The organism is Mesorhizobium sp. M7A.F.Ca.CA.001.08.2.1, assembly GCF_003998455.1.
Taxonomy (GTDB): Bacteria; Pseudomonadota; Alphaproteobacteria; order Rhizobiales; family Rhizobiaceae; genus Mesorhizobium; species Mesorhizobium ciceri.
In genome coordinates, this window is the sequence record NZ_RZPW01000047.1 from 1 (window position 1) to 15,536 (window position 15,536).

Genomic DNA, 15,536 nt, shown 5'->3' on the forward strand with positions numbered 1-15,536 from the left:
GGTAGGGACAGATCGTCAAGGCCGAACCGCTGGCCAGCACGGGAAATGAAGTCATGTCCGCCATTGTCAATTGCACCGACCGGCAGCCGTCGGAACTTCTGGAAGATACCGGTTCCACCGGGAGGGTGTTCACGCCGGGCCATCGCTGGAAAGTCCTGGGCATCGGCGTTGCCGCCAATGCCGCCTTCTCGGCTACGTTCTCCGGCATCCCGGCGACGGCGGTCGTTCTTCGCCAGGGCTATCACCTAGGCAATGCCGAACTCGGTCTGGCGCTTGGCCTTCTCGGGCTTGGGGTCGCGCTCAGCGAACTGCCCTGGGGCTTGCTCACCGATCGCTGGGGCGACCGCCGCGTGCTGTTGATCGGGCTCGGCGCGACGGCGGCGTGGCTCCTGGTCATGGCGATGCTGGTCGTGCCGACAAAGGCCGGTACTCCCGATGTCACGCTGCTCTCTGCGAGCCTATTCATCACCGGATTGCTCGGCGGCAGCGTCAACGGTTCGAGCGGCCGCGCCATCATGGGCTGGTTTCGGGAAAACGAGCGCGGCTTCGCCATGAGCATCAGGCAGACGGCGGTGCCGCTTGGCGGCGGCTTTGGCGCGCTCGTGCTGCCCTCGCTTGCGCTGGCTTTCGGCTTTGCCGCGGTGTTCGGAGTCCTGGCGGGTGCATCCGCTCTGTCTGCCCTGTTCGCCTGGCGCTGGCTGCACGAGCCGCCGACGGCAGGCGAGGGCCATCCCGCTTCGGCTGTGGCCGGACCGGCGCCGCTGCGCAATCGCGACGTCTGGCGTATCGCGACCGCCATCGGCCTGCTCTGTTTTCCGCAGGTGGCCGTGCTCACCTTCGCCTCCGTGTTCCTGCACGACTTCGTTGGGTTGGGAACGGCGGCAATCAGTGCCAGCCTCGCCGCGGTGCAGATCGGCGCCATGGTCATGCGCATCTGGAGCGGCCGCTTCACCGACCGTCACGGCAACCGCCGCCAATTTCTTCGCTTGTGCAGCGCGTTCAGCGCCCTTGCCTTCGCCATGCTTTGGCTGCTGGTCCTGTTCGGCCCAACCATTCCGGGCGGCCAGTTCATCTGGTTGGCGGTTCTTCCGGTCGTGCTTATTGTCGCAGGCATCTCTGTCTCCGCCTGGCACGGCGTCGCCTACACCGAGCTTGCCACCCTTGCCGGCGCCGGCCATGTCGGAACCGCGCTCAGCCTTGCCAACACCTTTGTTTTCGTCGGCTTCTTCCTGGTGCCGGTGGCCATTCCGGGGCTCTTGCACCTCTGGTCCTGGTCCGGCGTCTGGCTGGCGGCCGCCATCTGCGCGCTGATCGCCCGGCCGATCTTCCTGCGCCCGGCCTGAATGGTCGGCCGCAAAATCGCCCGACTTCGCAACCACGACCTCGGGCCGACCGGGAAAACCCGATCGAATCCGTTAACGTCCCATCAAGGTTAATGCATCATTTTGCTCTCCAGTGGGGTCTGTAGCGTTCCTGGAGAGAGTTCCGTGCATCGACGTGTGTTGAAGCGGCTGGTTGCCGCCGCCGGTGAGAGAAAACGTGGCTTTCTGGGTCCGCTCGTCATCGGTTTCGGCATCTGGATTGGCTTTCCGACCGTCGCCGCCTATCAGGACATGGCGAGCCTCGTTTCCGGCCTCGAAGCATCGAGCACGCGCTGGAATTCCTATGTCGAGAAATCCGTCGCCGGATCGACCCACGCGGCCGAGATGCCCTTTGTCGATTCCGATGTCACCGGCTCCATTTCCGGATCGGGCGTCCACCTGGCCGGTATCGGCAACGTGTCGTTTCGCGGCAAGGGCGGCAAGGTCAGCGCCACGCCCGATGAGGACCGCGTGGTGCGCGCCGAGAAGAAAGGGCGCATCGTCCAGATGTCTCCCGTCGCACCGCCAAAGAACTTCAACGCCGGCTCGATCTTCGAGCGCACGTCCTCCTTGCTGCGACCCAGCATGGACAGCGGCCTGAAAATGGCTTTCGCCAAGCCGCAGATCAAAGGCAAGGAAATCCAGATCGCCGCGGCATTCCATGCGCGCGAGGACAAGAAGCCGGATCCCGGCGTGCCGGCCATGCTGGCGGCGCTGGTCAACAACGACCATCCGGATGTGCTGGCCACCGCCTATGCGCAATCCGAGCCGGACTATGCCAAGGCATCGCCCTTCGAGGCCCTGCTTCAGGACGAGCAGCCCAATGAGGGCCGCTTCATTCCGCCGATGGCCAAGGGCGATCATTCGTGGATCCAGAACCCGCTGCCGGCGAGTGTCTTCTCCAAGAAGGAGCAGGCATGCCTTGCCAACGGAATCTATTTCGAGGCGAGGAGCGAATCCGTGCGCGGCCAGGCCGCTGTCGCCCAGGTCATCCTCAACCGCGTCCGCAATCCGACCTATCCGAATTCGATCTGCGGCGTCGTCTACCAGAACGACAGCTGGTTCAACCGTTGCCAGTTCTCCTTCGCCTGCGACGGCAGGAAGAAGCGCATCGATAGCCCAGCCGCCTACAAGACCGCCCAGGAGATCGCCATGGCCGTCACCGCCGGCAAGATCTTCATTCCGGAAGTCGGATCGTCGACCCACTACTATGCCCAATATGTCCATCCCGGCTGGGCGCGCACGATGCAGAAGATGACCAAGATCGGCCTGCATATCTTCTATCGGACCTATGGCGGCGGCTGGAGCTGAGTGCGGAGCAGCCGCTGATCCTTGATGTGGCGCGCAGCCGATCAAAGAGCCATTGCGCGGGGGATTCGCGCCATGCATCCTCGTCATCCTGGCGGGCACGATGTCGCACCTTCGTAATTCATTGATTTTATTGCCTAAAATACATGGCAATGAACTTCCGCCCGTGGCTTGACGGGCGCAAACCCTCTAACTATGTTGCCGGCGACTTTAGAAGCGGACGGACGGTGACGGTCTGACCGGGCAGGGGGGTTGCGATGGCCGACAAGAATGGGCCAGACGGAACCGGAGAAACCGGCCGCGGCAATCAGCATGAACCCGACATCCGCGACGACGATCTTGAGCGCCGCCGCCGTGACCTTGAAGCTTCGCTTGCGACAAGGCGGCCGGGCCGGCTCGAGGGGAAAGACGACGCGAAAGCGGGCAGTGTGGCCGGTTATGGTCAGGCGCTCAAACTCTCCAGCGAGTTTATCGCCGGGGTGGTGGTGGGTGCCGGCATCGGCTGGGTCATCGACCGTTTGGCGGGGACATCGCCATGGGGTCTGATCGTGTTTCTGCTGCTTGGTTTTGGCGCCGGAGTGCTCAATGTGATGCGTTCCGCCGGCGTCGTGGCAGAATTTGGACAGGGCGATAAATCGCGCCGTGGCCAAGACGACAAGAAATGACCGCGCACCATGTGCGGTAATGGTAACGAGGCCGTACGCGGCATTGACGGGGTTTGAACGTGGCAGCTGACAAGGTCGATCCGATCCACCAGTTCCATATCAACAAGCTGATTCCGATCGACATCGGCGGCTATGACCTGTCTTTCACCAATTCGGCGCTGTTCATGGTCGCAACCGTGATCGTCGCGGCTGGATTCCTGTTTCTCACGACGTCGAGCCGCAGCCTGGTTCCCGGGCGGCTTCAGTCGGTCTCCGAGATGGCGTATGAGTTTGTCGGCAACATGTTGCGCGACGCCGCCGGCACGCAGGGCATGAAGTTCTTCCCTCTCGTGTTCTCGCTGTTCATGTTCGTGCTCGTCGCCAATCTGCTTGGCCTGTTCCCCTATTTCTTCACCGTCACCAGCCACATCATCGTCACCTTCGGCCTTGCCGTGCTGGTGATCGCAACCGTGGTCGTCTACGGCTTCATGAAGCATGGTCTTGGCTTCCTGAAACTGTTCGTGCCGCACGGCGTGCCGGTCTTCCTGCTGCCTCTCGTGGTGCTGATCGAAGTGATCTCCTTCGTGTCGCGCCCGGTCAGCCTCTCGGTTCGTCTGTTCGCCAACATGCTCGCCGGCCACATCACGCTGAAGGTGTTCTCCGGCTTCGTCGTCAGCCTGAGCGCGCTCGGCGCGGTTGGCGTCGCCGGCTCGATCCTGCCTCTGGCGATGGCGGTGGCGCTGACGGCACTGGAACTGCTGGTCGCCTTCCTGCAGGCCTACGTCTTTGCCGTGTTGGCCTGCATGTATCTCAACGACGCCCTGCATCCAGGGCACTAGGTCCAAAAGTTTCCGGCCCAAAGATTTCCAACATTGGCGCCGGATGGAATCGCAACGGAATTTTAGATCCAAAGGAGTTGAACAAATGGACGCAGAAGCAGCAAAGTACATCGGCGCCGGCATCGCTTGCCTGGGCATGGGTGGCGCGGGCATTGGCCTCGGCAACATCTTCGGCAGCTACCTGGCGGGCGCACTGCGCAACCCTTCGGCCGCCGATGGCCAGTTCGGCCGTCTGATCTTCGGCTTTGCCGTGACCGAAGCTCTGGGCATCTTCTCGCTTCTCATCGCGCTTCTGGCCCTGTTCGGCTGAGCACTCGGGAAGATTGGACAGGCCGGCCGCGCAAGCGGCGGGCCTGAATTTCGGGGATAGTCCATGTTCGTGACATCTGCCTTTGCGCAAGAGTCCGCGCCATCAGCCGATACCAGCCACGCTGCGACGGAAGGCGACACGCATTCCGGCACCAGCGTGCCTGCTGAAGCGCATGGCACGTTTCCGCCATTCGATCCGGCGACGTTCCCGTCGCAGCTTCTGTGGCTGGCGATCACCTTCGGGCTGTTCTATCTCTTCCTGAAGCGGGTGGTGATGCCGCGCGTCGGCGGCATCATCGATGTGCGCAACGATCGCATCACGCAGGACCTCGACCAGGCGGCCAGGTTGAAGGGCGAGGCCGACGCCGCCGTTGCTGCCTACGAGCAGGAACTGGCGGAAGCCAAGACCAAGGCCAACGCGATCGGCCAGCAGGCCAACGACGCTGCCAAGGCCGAGGCCGACACCGCTCGCAAGAAGGTCGAGGCCGCGCTCGACGCGAAGCTTGGCGAAGCCGAAGCCCGCATTTCTTCCATCAAGGCCAATGCCATGAAGGAAGTCGGCAGCATCGCCGAGGACACCGCTTCGGCGATCGTCGAGGCTCTGGTTGGCGGCAAGGCCAGCAAGGCCGAGATCGCGGCCGCGGTCAAATCCGTGGCCCGGTGAGGAGCGCATCATGGATTACACATCTCTCGCGACGCTCTGGGCCACGATAGCCCTGATCATCTTCCTCGGCGTTGCCGTCTACATCAAGGTGCCTGGCATGATCGCCAAGGCGCTCGACGCCCGTGCCGCCAGGATCAGCAATGAACTGGACGAAGCGCGCCGGCTGCGCGAGGAGGCCCAGCAGCTGCTCGGCCAGTACCAGCGCAAGCGCAAGGAAGCCGAGCAGGAGGCCGCCGACATCGTCGCTGCCGCCAAGCGCGAAGCCGACATGCTTGCCGCCGACGCGCATAAGAAGACCGAGGACTATGTCGTCAGGCGCACCGCGCTTGCCGAACAGAAGATCGGTCAGGCCGAGCGTGATGCCATCAGCGAAGTGCGCGCCAGCGCCGTCGACATCGCCGTCGAGGCAGCACGCGCGCTGCTTGCCGGCAAGATCGACGCCAAGGCCGGTGCAGATCTGTTCAAGGCTTCGCTCGCGGACGTGAAGTCGAAGCTGAATTAGGCGCTTCGTCTAGCCAGTCATCGAAAGCCGCCCGGGCAACCCGGCGGCTTTTTTGTTGCGGCGCTGAAGCTGCCAATCTCCCCCCTCGTGGGGGAGATGCCCGGCAGGGCAGAGGGGGGGCGTGAAGGAACGCTAACCTTTGTTGTCCTAAGGTCTATCGGGACAAGCCTGAGGGCATAACTGCAATCCGATTGAGAGGCCGGCGGGACAGCGCCCCCCTCTGTCCTACCGGACATCTCCCCCACAAGGGGGAGATTGGCTTGTCGTCGTCGTCGCTCAATCCAGCCCGGCGAAGCTCTCTTCTTCCGCCACGTCCACCTCGGCCCCACCCAGCCGGAATGGCGCAAACGACACGCGGTGCAGCCGCGCCACCGGGCCATGCGCTTCGATCGCGGTGCGATGGCGAACCGTGGCGTAGCCCATATGGACTTCGAACCCGTAGCGGTCGTGATGGTTGCCGCAGCCGCACATCATGCGGTCGCGCATCACCTTGGCGACGATCGAGGCGGCGGCGATCGACTGCGAACGCTGGTCGCCCTTGATCAGCGCGCGCCCTTCACAAGGCAGTCCCGGCGGCACGTCGCGTCCATCGGCAAGCGCAAGCTTCGGCCGGATCGACAGCCCTACCAGCGCGCGCCGCATGGCTTCCAGGCTTGCCTTGAGGATGTTGCTGCCGTCGATGCCCTCGGCGCTGATGGAGGCCATCGAGACCGCCTGTGCGGAGCCGAGAATGCGCAGGAACAGGGCCTCACGCTGTAAATGGCTGAGGCGTTTGGAATCGTCGAGGCCGTCGGGAATGTTGGCGGGATCGAGCACCACCGCCGCGGCGACCACCGGCCCGGCCAGGGGGCCGCGGCCTGCCTCGTCTATCCCGGCGACCGGCCACAGGCCCTCCGCCATCGCCTTCGTCTCGAAGGAGAAGTCGGGCTTCTCGATGATCTCAAAGAGAGGCGGAGAATCAGAACGCGCGCGAGCCATGTTGCGGCGAGGTTCGCATCGGCTCCGATTCTCCGCAAGTCCCTCCGGGTCGGGTGGGGCGCCGGACCGGGAGGGCACCGTCTGCAGGCCGGGGCAGGCCGGACGGGATTCTTGGTGCGCGACGGATCAAACCATCGCGACGAATTGTCTCTTCAAAGCAGCGTCAGTTGCACCTGGTCTTTCCCGGCGGCAACGAACTGATCGGTCCGCAGCGTGCGCCGTTCGGCATTGAGACCAAGCCGCTTGGCTGTGATCTCGAAGCGCCGGCCGATCTGCCAGGCATAGGGACCGGCGCCCTTCATGCGCTTGCCCCATTCCGAATCGTAGTCCTTGCCGTCACGCATGGAGCGGACAAGCGACATCACATGGCGGTAACGGTCGGGATAATGGCGCAGCAGCCAGTCCTTGAAGATCGGGCTGACCTCCAGCGGCAGCCGCAGGATCACATAACCCGCCTCGCGCGCGCCGGCCGCACGTGCCGAATCGAGGATGCGTTCCATCTCCGGATCGGTCAGGCCCGGAATGATCGGAGCCACCATGACCGACGCCGGAATGCCGGCATCCGAAAGCTGCCGGATCGCTTCCAGCCGCTTGGTCGGCGTCGACGCGCGCGGCTCCATGGTGCGCGCCAGCATGCGGTCGAGCGTCGTCACCGACAGCGCCACCTTGGCGAGCCCTCGTTCGGCCATGCGCGACAGGATATCGATATCGCGCGTCACCAGGGCGGACTTTGTCACGATGCCGACCGGATGGCCGCGCGCTTCCAGCACTTCGAGGATTTCGCGCATGATCCGGTACTGCTTCTCGATCGGCTGGTAGGGGTCGGTGTTGGTGCCGATGGCGATGGTGCGCGGCTGATAGCTGTCCTTCGAAAGCTCCTTGTCGAGCAAGCGCGCCGCATCAGGTTTGGCGAACAGCTTCGATTCGAAATCCAGACCCGGCGACAGGCCCATGAACGCGTGCGTCGGGCGGGCAAAGCAATAGACGCAGCCATGCTCGCAGCCGCGATAAGGGTTGATGGAACGGTCGAAGGAAATGTCGGGCGATTCGTTGCGGGTGATGATGGTGCGCGGCTTCTCGACCTGCACTTCGGTCTTGAAGGGGGGCAGTTCTTCCAGCGAATTCCAGCCATCGTCGAACACGTGCCGGCTGACTGGCTCGAATCGGCCGGACGGGTTGATGCCGGCCGACCTGCCGCGGTTGCGGTCCGGGCGGACACGCATGCCGCTCTGCTCGACCATCGCATTGGCCATCTCGGCTCTTCCTGCTCCGAAAGCTGCAATGTCGGCGCGCACGATCTGTTCCATTTTCGCCCGCTCCCAGGGACTGTCCGTGTTGTGTCGAATCGCTCTGTTCATGAAATTATTCCTATTTCATCGATGAGAACAAAGCAAGAACTTTCTATGGTGCGATGCAAAACTGGCGCTGTCCGGCGCTTTCCGCTATTCGGCTAAGGATGCTCAGTGTTCTCATCGAAACCCGCAATGACGAGGAGGGCCTCGCCCGCACGCTCGCCTCGCTGATTGGCGGCGCGGTCGAAGGCGTGGTGCGTGAAGTCATCGTCTGCGACACAGGCTCCACCGACCAGACGCATCGTGTGGCCGAGCATGCCGGCTGTCAGTACGTGACCGGCGGTGTCGCTGCCGGCATCCGCCAGGCCAAGGGGGATTGGTTGCTGCTCCTGGAACCGGGCGCGCGGTTGGTGGAGGGCTGGATCGATGAGGTTGTCGCGCATACGGCCAGGCAGACCATGGCCGCACGGTTTTCGCGCACGCGGGCCAGCCGCACGCCATTCCTGGCACGGGTCTTTTCGGGAAACCGCGCCCTGGCCGACGGATTGCTGATCAGCAAGCGTCAGGCGGCGGCCGCGGCCAAGAGTGCCGGCAGTGCTGAGGCCATCGCCCGCGGCCTCGCAATGAAGCGGCTCGACGCCGAGATCTGGATGGCGCCCGCCAAGCAGGAACGCCGCTCCTCGACATGATTTTTTGCAGCTGCTCAGGCCATTGTGCATTGCACAAAATCTGACGCGGGGTTAGCTTCCGTTCAAGCGGGAATTGGGTTTGGGACATGCCGAGTGGCGAGCACCGATGCGGCATCGGTGGTGCTCTCATAGCCGAGGACCCAATGAAGCTTTCAACCCCCGACACATCCGGCGCGGCCAGTCTCGAGGCTATTGCGCGCGACGGCAGTCTGTTGCGACGCATCGCGGTGCGCATTCCGACCTATCTCAAGGACCTGCGCGAAAACCCCGCCTGGCTGCCGATGTTCGTGCTGGCGCGCACAATGCCTGGACGCCGCATGCATTGGCTGGGCGCAAAACGCGCCCGCCCGGTCGCCAATTCCGGGGATACGATGTTTGCCGGTGTCGAACGGGGAGCGGTCGTCGATGCGTTGCGCTCCGACGGGCTGTTCTCAGGCTTGGTCCTGCCGCCTGATATCCATGAAGAGATCGCCGACTTCGCCGGGCGCACGCCTTGCTACGGCAATTTCGACCGCCGTCTCGAATTCATGCCGGGGGAACATGCCGAGGCCGAGAAACGCCTTGGCCGCTCGCTGCTCAGCGGGCATTTTTTCGAGCGCATCCTCGACTGCCCGGCGGCGCTTGCCATCCAGCGCGATCCGCTGCTTCTGGATATTGCCGCGCACTATCTCGGCGGCCAGGCAAAACTGATCACGACGCGCGTCTGGTGGAGTTTTCCAACCGGTGCCGCTTCGGATGCCGACAAGAACCTCGCCTCGCTCGGCAAGTATCATTTCGACCTCGATGATTGGCGCATGCTGAAATTCTTCTTCTACCTCAAGCCGGTCGACGCCGACACCGGTCCGCATGTCTATGTCAGGGGCAGCCACAAGCGCCGCAGCCTCAAGCACCAGCTCACGCTTCTAGTTGGCCACCCCGCGCAACAGGTCCTGGATGTCTATGGCGAGCAGAGCCCGGTGACGCTGACCGGCGAGGCCGGTCTCGGTTTCGTCGAGGACCCTTTTGGCTTCCATATGGGCACCGTGCCGGCACGCACGCCGCGACTGATGATGGAAGTCGGCTTCGGCGTGTCGCCGCCGTCGCGCCGGCGGTTTCATGGCGAACCGGTCATCCGCTGAGAGCGACGCTTGCCTCGGCTTTACGGAGCTGATTTGCCGCGCCGCAAATGCTCGTCCAGGCGCGGCATGATCTCGACGAAGTTGCACGGCATATGCCGGTAGTCGAGCTGTGCCTTCAGGATGCCGTCCCACGCGTCCTTGCAGGCGCCTGGCGAACCCGGCAGCACGAAGACGAAGGTGGCGTTGACGACGCCGCCGGTCGCCCGGCTCTGGATCGTCGAGGTGCCGATCTTGTCGTAGGAGATCCGGTGGAACACTTCCGAAAAGCCATCCATGCGCTTTTCGAAGATCGGCTCCAGCGCGTCCGGCGTCACGTCACGGCCGGTGAAACCGGTGCCGCCGGTGGTGATGACGACATCGATATTCTTGTCCCGCGACCACGCCAGAACCGTGTCGCGGATTTTTTCCCGATCGTCGGTGACGATATCGCGGGCCGCCAGCATATGGCCGGCCTCGGTGATGCGGTCGGCCAGCGTCTGGCCGGATTTGTCGTCGGCGAGGCTGCGCGTATCTGAAACGGTCAGCACCGCGATGCGCACGGGAATGAAGGAGCGGCTCTCGTCAATTCTGGCCATCCGATCCCTCCGATGCGATGCTGCGCGTCGCCGCGACGAACCAGTCGGGCTGGCGGCCGCGGATTTCGGCGGCGGCGCGCTTGGCGACATTGCCGGTCTCGAACAGGCCGAAGCAGGTGGCGCCGGACCCGGACATCCGTGAAAAACCCGATCCGGCCTTGTTCAGCCAGGAAAGCGCCCTGCCGATAGCCGGCTGCATCGCCAGCGCGGCGGGCTCGAGATCGTTGCGGGTGATCTCCAGCCAGTTGCGCAGGCTATGAAAATCGATGCTGCGCGGCAGCGGCGGCAAGGCCTCATTGTCGCGCCGGGAAAGCGCCGCAAAGACGTCCGCCGTCGAGACCGGGGTGCCCGGATTGACCAGCACCAGGCCAAGCGCCGAAAAATCCGGCACCATCGACAGTTCATCTCCGATGCCGCGCGCGACCAGCGGCTTTGCCGCCAGGCACATCGGCACATCGGCGCCGAGCGAAATGCCGATCCGCGCCAGCTCTGCGCCGTCTATATCCAGGCCCCATGTCTCCACCAGCCCGCGCAGCACGGTCGCCGCGTCGCTCGAACCGCCGCCGACGCCGGAGGCGACCGGCAGGTTCTTTTCCAGCCGGATAGCGACCGGCGGTGTTCTCTCGTGCCCGACCGCCTGTCGCAGGGCATCGCGCGCCCTAGGCACCAGATTGCTGGCGTCGAGAGGAACAGCCGGGGCGTAGCGGCCGGACACGGTAAATTCATCGCTATCGGCAGGCGCAATTTCGACCCTGTCGCCAAACCGCGTGAACACCGCCAGGCTTTCGATCAGATGATAGCCGTCAGGTCGCCTGCCGGTGACATGCAGCGCAAGATTGATCTTGGCGTGCGCGTGCCAGCTACGCGACCCGATGTCGGTGTCCACAATGGTCTGCGAAATGGTGCTCAGTCCTTGGCCAGCCGGTACTCGCCGGTCTTCGGATCCTTGACCAAAGTGCCCATCGCGCCGTTGGCCGTCTGCTTTTCGGTACGCCGCACCTTGGCGGTCACGCGTTCGGCTTCCCTAATGAAGGTGCGGTAGCCGAAATAGGCGGCGACGCCAACGACGGCGAAGAAAATGATCTGCGGCATGCCAAAACTCCTCCCACGCTGGGCCGGCGAAGGCGGCCGGTCGGGTCGGTTAAGCTCTCATGCTAGACGCTTTTGCCGGGTTTTCAAAGCCCGAAGCGAGACCACAATGCGCGCTCTTCCGCCGCGTCGATCACGCCGCTGGCGGCGGCGGCTGCGATATCGGGCGCTGAAAAGCCCTTGCTTGAGCCAAACAGGCCGAAGCGGCTGAGGAAACCGCGCGGTGTCGTGATCAGCCTGAGCTGGGTTTTCGCCCCGAAACGGGTCTTGAGCACCGTGCGCATGTCGCCGAGCGCATCGACCAGGCCGAGTTCAAGGCCCTTGATGCCGGTCCAGAACAGGCCTGTGAACAGGTCCGGGTCGTCTTTCAGTTTCGCGCCGCGCCGCTCCTTGACGAGGTCGATGAACGTGCCGTGCACCTCGAGCTGCAGCGCCTTCAGCCGCTCGACATCTTCCTTTTTCTCGGGCTTGAACGGGTCGAGCACCGCCTTGTTCTGGCCGGCGGTGTGGACGCGTCGCTCGATGCCGATCTTCTTCATCAGTTCCGGGAAGCCGAACGAAGCCGAGACCACGCCGATCGACCCGACGATGGAGGATGGGTCGGCGAAGATCTCATCACCGGCAACCGCGATCATGTAGCCACCCGACGCCGCCACGTCTTCGACGAAGACCAGTACCTTTCTGTTCTTTTCCGTGGCCAGGTCACGGATGCGCTTGAAGATCAGCCGCGACTGCACCGGCGAGCCGCCGGGCGAATTGATCGAGATGGCGACTGCCGGGGCGTCGTAGGAAAACGCCTTCTCGATGAGGCCAGCGGTGGAGGCCAGCGACAGGCTCGGCCGGAACTGGCCACCGCCTGCCATGATGGTGCCGTGCAGCCGGATGACCGGAATGGTGACGACGGTGGAGCGCCAGGATTTCGGCAGCAGGCGGTTGATAAGGCGTTTCACGAGGGCGTGGTCTCCGGTCGATAGGTTGCAGGCATGTAGGGATTTCCCGGCCAACGGCAATGTGGCCAGGCAGAATAGCTCAATCTCCGAACAGCGAGGCGAGGCCGTTGGTGATCATTTCGCTGCGCTCGTCGGGGCCGTTGCCTGATTGCGCGTGCAGCATCAGGGGCGGGCGGATGGCAAGCTTTCCCCGTGTCCCGAGCGCTGCCCGCACAACGATGCGGATTGCCGCGGCGTCTGGGCGAGGGTGGACGGCGAGCATTTCGGCATCGCCGAAGCGCCCTGCGATCGCATCGAGAATGGCGCCGAGCTGTTCGGGGCGGGCGATCACGGCAAGCCCGCCGCGCGGCCTGACAACCGCCGCCGCACTGCGGATCCAGCTCTCGAACACCCCGTCCTCCATGACATGGGCCTCTTTTCTGAGGCGATCGGGGGAGGCGCGGTCCCGGGGGGCGTTGAAGGGCGGGTTCATGATGACGAAGTCGAAATCATTGTCGGCGAGGCCGGCGGCCGCCCGCGCCCGGCCCGATACGGTGACATCGGCGACCAGCACGGAGGCGCGATCGCTCAGATGGGCATTGCCGGGATGGGCAAGGGTGGCTGCCGCGAAGGCCGCCATTTCCGGCGCGCGTTCGACAAGCACCGCCTCGGCGGCCGGGCAGCGCGACAGCACCGCCAGGCCGGCGGCCCCGGCACCGGCACCGAAATCGGCGAGACGACCGGCAAGAGAGGACGGCACGGATGCCGCCAGCATCATCGCATCCATGCCGGCGCGATGACCGCCTTGCTTGGGCTGCACCAGCCAGAACCGGCCGCGATGGAAAGCGTCGACCGTATGGGCCGGCGTGTCCGGGACAAGGGCGGCGGGCGCGGCGGACATTATCTTCCGCGGATTTCGTTGGCGATGCCGGCATCCGTCAGGATGCGCCGTGCCGCGTCGGCCTGGTCGGCGTCGACCATGACGCGCTTCTGCAAAAGACCGATCGACCCTTCGAGAATGCTCATATTCTGGTCGGCGACAAAGCAGGCAATGCCGGCGTCGCGCATCAGCGATTCGACAAAGGAAATGATCACGGCATCGTTGGTGCGGACTAGTTCTATCATCGTATGAAACTCGCAGTTTGCGCTATTGATGTAAACGGGCAGGGGATTCCGGGGCAGAGCCGTTCCCTTGGGGTCGTTGACATTCTGTCGCCGCCGCCGCGCCAATTCGCCACTTGCCGTGCCCATGTCCGCCGCCCTAGAGTCCATACAGGGACTAAGGGTGCCGTCGCACGCTCTATACCAAGACGGGAGTGATTGTCGTGGGTGTCGTTCTCAACATCGAAAACGGGAAGCGGGAGCCCGCCTCCATCAAGGATCTGATCGATCTGACTGCCGCCGATATGGGGCGCGTCAATGAATTGATCCTGTCCAAGGCCGGCTCCGACGTCGAGATGATCCCGGAGGTCGCCAACCATCTGATCTCGTCCGGCGGCAAACGGCTGCGGCCGATGCTGACGCTGGCCGCAGCCCAGATGTTCGGCTATGCCGGCGAGGGCCACGTCAAGCTCGCCACCTCCGTCGAATTCATGCACACCGCGACGCTTCTGCACGACGATGTCGTCGACGAGAGCGGCATGCGCCGCGGCAAGAAGACCGCCCGCATGATCTGGGGCAACCAGGCAAGCGTGCTGGTCGGCGACTTCCTGCTCGGCCAGGCCTTCCGCATGATGGTCGATGTCGGCTCGCTCGAAGCGCTCGATATCCTGTCGAGTGCGGCCTCGATCATCGCCGAGGGCGAGGTGATGCAGCTTGCCGCCGCCAAGAACCTCGAAACCACGGAGGACGAGCATTTCGCCGTCATCAAGGCCAAGACCGCCGCACTTTTTTCGGCTGCTGCCGAGGTCGGCCCGGTCATCGCCCAGGCGACGCGCAACGATCGCGCCGCGCTGCGCTCCTATGGCATGAATCTCGGCCTGGCCTTCCAGCTGATCGACGACGCGCTGGACTATGGCGGCACCAGCAAGGATCTGGGCAAGAATGTCGGCGACGATTTCCGCGAGGGCAAGGTGACGCTTCCGGTCATTCTCGCCTATCGGCGCGGCACCAAGGCCGAGCGCACCTTCTGGAAGCGCGCCATCGAGGACAATGTCGCCGATGACGCCGGCCTGGAAAAGGCGACCGGCCTGATGACCCGCCACGGCGCCATTGCCGACACGATCGGGCGTGCCCGCCATTTCGGCGAGATTGCCCGCGACGCGCTGGCGCCGCTCGAAGCGACGCCGCAGAAATCGGCGCTGATCGACGTCATCGATTTCTGCATCAGCCGGGTCAACTAAAGGCTGGTCTTTCGCGACGCTACCTCTGGCCTGCGCTAAGAGGAAGTTTAGGAATTCGGTCCCGCCGTCTCGACAAGCCGCCCTGCCGCAAATTATCTATAAAACATGGCAAAGGGCACAGACGACACCATCGCGGTGCGCATCAGCAAGGTTCTGGCGGACCGCATCATCTCCGGTGCGATCGAGCCGGGGGCCAGGCTTCGGCAGGATCATATCGCCGAGGAATTCCAAACCAGCCATGTTCCGGTGCGCGAGGCCTTCCGCCGCCTCGAGGCGCAAGGGCTGGCCATCGGCGAGCCGCGCCGCGGCGTGCGTGTCGCGTCTTTCGATCTGGGCGAGGTCAAGGAAGTCGCCGAAATGCGCGCCGCCCTTGAAGTGCTGGCGCTGCGCCACGCCGCGCCGCATCTGACATCGGCCATTCTCGATCTCGCCGAGGAGGCGACCAAGGCCGGCGACAAGTCCCGCGATGTCAGGTCCTGGGAGGAAGCCAACCGCGCCTTCCACCGCTTGATCCTGTCGCCATGCGGCATGCCGCGCCTGCTCGCCACCATCGACGATCTGCACGCGGCAAGCGCCCGTTTCCTGTTCGCGGCATGGCGCTCGGAGTGGGAGACGCGCACCGATCAGGACCATCGCGCGATCCTCGCCGCCTTGCGGCAGGGAAACACCGAATCGGCGGCCGTCACACTGGGGCGGCATGTCCAATGGATTGGCCGCAAGCCGGTCCGGACGGCTTCCGGAACGACGCGCGAAGCCTTCGCCATCGTAGGCTAGAGCGGTTCACGACTTGATGGAATCGTAGGGGATTCCCGATTTGTGAGTTTTGTGATTCAAGATGCTGGCTGGAGTGGAGGCCAGCATCTGATGACGCGACCTTTTTCCAATGATCTTCGCGAA

Annotated in this window: 19 protein-coding genes; 11 read left to right on the forward strand and 8 right to left on the reverse strand. The window is 64.0% G+C overall.

All coding sequences use genetic code 11. The features are described from left to right. Nucleotides 1-53 precede the first annotated feature (53 nt). From EN914_RS05045 to EN914_RS05075, 7 genes are all read left to right on the forward strand, one after another. Nucleotides 54-1,343: an MFS transporter gene (locus EN914_RS05045; protein ID WP_024502631.1), complete on the forward strand. Its 1,290-nt coding sequence runs from the start codon at nucleotides 54-56 to the stop codon at nucleotides 1,341-1,343. A gap of 144 nt (nucleotides 1,344-1,487) precedes the next feature. Next, nucleotides 1,488-2,672, forward strand: coding sequence for a cell wall hydrolase (locus EN914_RS05050; RefSeq protein WP_024502632.1), 1,185 nt, complete (start codon nucleotides 1,488-1,490; stop codon nucleotides 2,670-2,672). A gap of 254 nt (nucleotides 2,673-2,926) precedes the next feature. Continuing rightward, entirely contained in the window at nucleotides 2,927-3,334 is a 408-nt protein-coding gene (locus EN914_RS05055) for an AtpZ/AtpI family protein (protein WP_013532844.1), read from the forward strand. A gap of 59 nt (nucleotides 3,335-3,393) precedes the next feature. Further along, nucleotides 3,394-4,152: a F0F1 ATP synthase subunit A gene (locus tag EN914_RS05060; protein WP_024502633.1), complete on the forward strand. Its 759-nt coding sequence runs from the start codon at nucleotides 3,394-3,396 to the stop codon at nucleotides 4,150-4,152. Nucleotides 4,153-4,237: 85 nt separating this feature from the next. Further along, the gene (locus tag EN914_RS05065) at nucleotides 4,238-4,462 is read left to right on the forward strand and encodes a F0F1 ATP synthase subunit C (protein ID WP_006206606.1); all 225 of its coding nucleotides are present in this window, start codon (nucleotides 4,238-4,240) and stop codon (nucleotides 4,460-4,462) included. A gap of 63 nt (nucleotides 4,463-4,525) precedes the next feature. Continuing rightward, nucleotides 4,526-5,125 (forward strand): F0F1 ATP synthase subunit B, encoded by a 600-nt coding sequence (locus EN914_RS05070; protein WP_013532842.1) that lies wholly within the window; start codon nucleotides 4,526-4,528, stop codon nucleotides 5,123-5,125. A gap of 10 nt (nucleotides 5,126-5,135) precedes the next feature. Further along, the gene (locus tag EN914_RS05075) at nucleotides 5,136-5,627 is read left to right on the forward strand and encodes a F0F1 ATP synthase subunit B (RefSeq protein WP_013532841.1); all 492 of its coding nucleotides are present in this window, start codon (nucleotides 5,136-5,138) and stop codon (nucleotides 5,625-5,627) included. Nucleotides 5,628-5,903: 276 nt separating this feature from the next. On the opposite strand, the gene EN914_RS05085 is transcribed toward EN914_RS05075, so the two are convergent. Together EN914_RS05085 and EN914_RS05090 are read right to left on the reverse strand one after the other, a co-directional pair. Further along, on the reverse strand, nucleotides 5,904-6,605 hold the full coding sequence (locus tag EN914_RS05085; protein WP_024502634.1) for a ribonuclease HII: 702 nt from the start codon (nucleotides 6,603-6,605) through the stop codon (nucleotides 5,904-5,906). A 152-nt stretch (nucleotides 6,606-6,757) separates the two neighbouring features. Continuing rightward, nucleotides 6,758-7,912, reverse strand: a complete 1,155-nt coding sequence (locus EN914_RS05090; protein ID WP_023808673.1) for a PA0069 family radical SAM protein — start codon at nucleotides 7,910-7,912, stop codon at nucleotides 6,758-6,760. A gap of 149 nt (nucleotides 7,913-8,061) precedes the next feature. Here EN914_RS05090 and EN914_RS05095 point away from each other — a divergent pair, with 149 nt between their 5' ends. Beyond that, nucleotides 8,062-8,586, forward strand: coding sequence for a glycosyltransferase (locus tag EN914_RS05095; RefSeq protein ID WP_024502635.1), 525 nt, complete (start codon nucleotides 8,062-8,064; stop codon nucleotides 8,584-8,586). A 143-nt stretch (nucleotides 8,587-8,729) separates the two neighbouring features. Further along, nucleotides 8,730-9,704: a hypothetical protein gene (locus tag EN914_RS05100; RefSeq protein WP_024502636.1), complete on the forward strand. Its 975-nt coding sequence runs from the start codon at nucleotides 8,730-8,732 to the stop codon at nucleotides 9,702-9,704. A gap of 20 nt (nucleotides 9,705-9,724) precedes the next feature. On the opposite strand, the gene moaB is transcribed toward EN914_RS05100, so the two are convergent. The 6 genes from moaB to EN914_RS05130 all read right to left on the reverse strand — a co-directional run bounded on the left by moaB (nucleotide 9,725) and on the right by EN914_RS05130 (nucleotide 13,422). After that, nucleotides 9,725-10,279, reverse strand: coding sequence for a molybdenum cofactor biosynthesis protein B (gene moaB / locus EN914_RS05105; protein ID WP_024502637.1), 555 nt, complete (start codon nucleotides 10,277-10,279; stop codon nucleotides 9,725-9,727). Continuing rightward, nucleotides 10,266-11,165: a 4-(cytidine 5'-diphospho)-2-C-methyl-D-erythritol kinase gene (locus EN914_RS05110; protein WP_024502638.1), complete on the reverse strand. Its 900-nt coding sequence runs from the start codon at nucleotides 11,163-11,165 to the stop codon at nucleotides 10,266-10,268. Before EN914_RS05110 ends, moaB begins: the two co-directional genes overlap by 14 nt. A gap of 20 nt (nucleotides 11,166-11,185) precedes the next feature. Further along, nucleotides 11,186-11,371 carry a membrane protein gene (locus EN914_RS05115; protein WP_013532834.1) on the reverse strand — a complete coding sequence of 62 codons (186 nt, stop codon included), beginning with the start codon at nucleotides 11,369-11,371 and terminating at the stop codon, nucleotides 11,186-11,188. 83 nt (nucleotides 11,372-11,454) lie between these two features. After that, nucleotides 11,455-12,318: a S49 family peptidase gene (locus EN914_RS05120; RefSeq protein ID WP_024502639.1), complete on the reverse strand. Its 864-nt coding sequence runs from the start codon at nucleotides 12,316-12,318 to the stop codon at nucleotides 11,455-11,457. Nucleotides 12,319-12,397: 79 nt separating this feature from the next. Further along, the gene (locus EN914_RS05125) at nucleotides 12,398-13,198 is read right to left on the reverse strand and encodes a tRNA1(Val) (adenine(37)-N6)-methyltransferase (RefSeq protein WP_024502640.1); all 801 of its coding nucleotides are present in this window, start codon (nucleotides 13,196-13,198) and stop codon (nucleotides 12,398-12,400) included. After that, entirely contained in the window at nucleotides 13,198-13,422 is a 225-nt protein-coding gene (locus EN914_RS05130; protein ID WP_013532831.1) for a DUF2007 domain-containing protein, read from the reverse strand. The genes EN914_RS05125 and EN914_RS05130 overlap by 1 nt, the downstream gene beginning before the upstream one ends. A gap of 200 nt (nucleotides 13,423-13,622) precedes the next feature. Here EN914_RS05130 and EN914_RS05135 point away from each other — a divergent pair, with 200 nt between their 5' ends. Together EN914_RS05135 and EN914_RS05140 are read left to right on the forward strand one after the other, a co-directional pair. Then, entirely contained in the window at nucleotides 13,623-14,639 is a 1,017-nt protein-coding gene (locus tag EN914_RS05135; RefSeq protein ID WP_013532830.1) for a polyprenyl synthetase family protein, read from the forward strand. 105 nt (nucleotides 14,640-14,744) lie between these two features. Further along, nucleotides 14,745-15,413, forward strand: a complete 669-nt coding sequence (locus tag EN914_RS05140) for a GntR family transcriptional regulator (protein ID WP_024502641.1) — start codon at nucleotides 14,745-14,747, stop codon at nucleotides 15,411-15,413. Nucleotides 15,414-15,536: the final 123 nt, after the last annotated feature.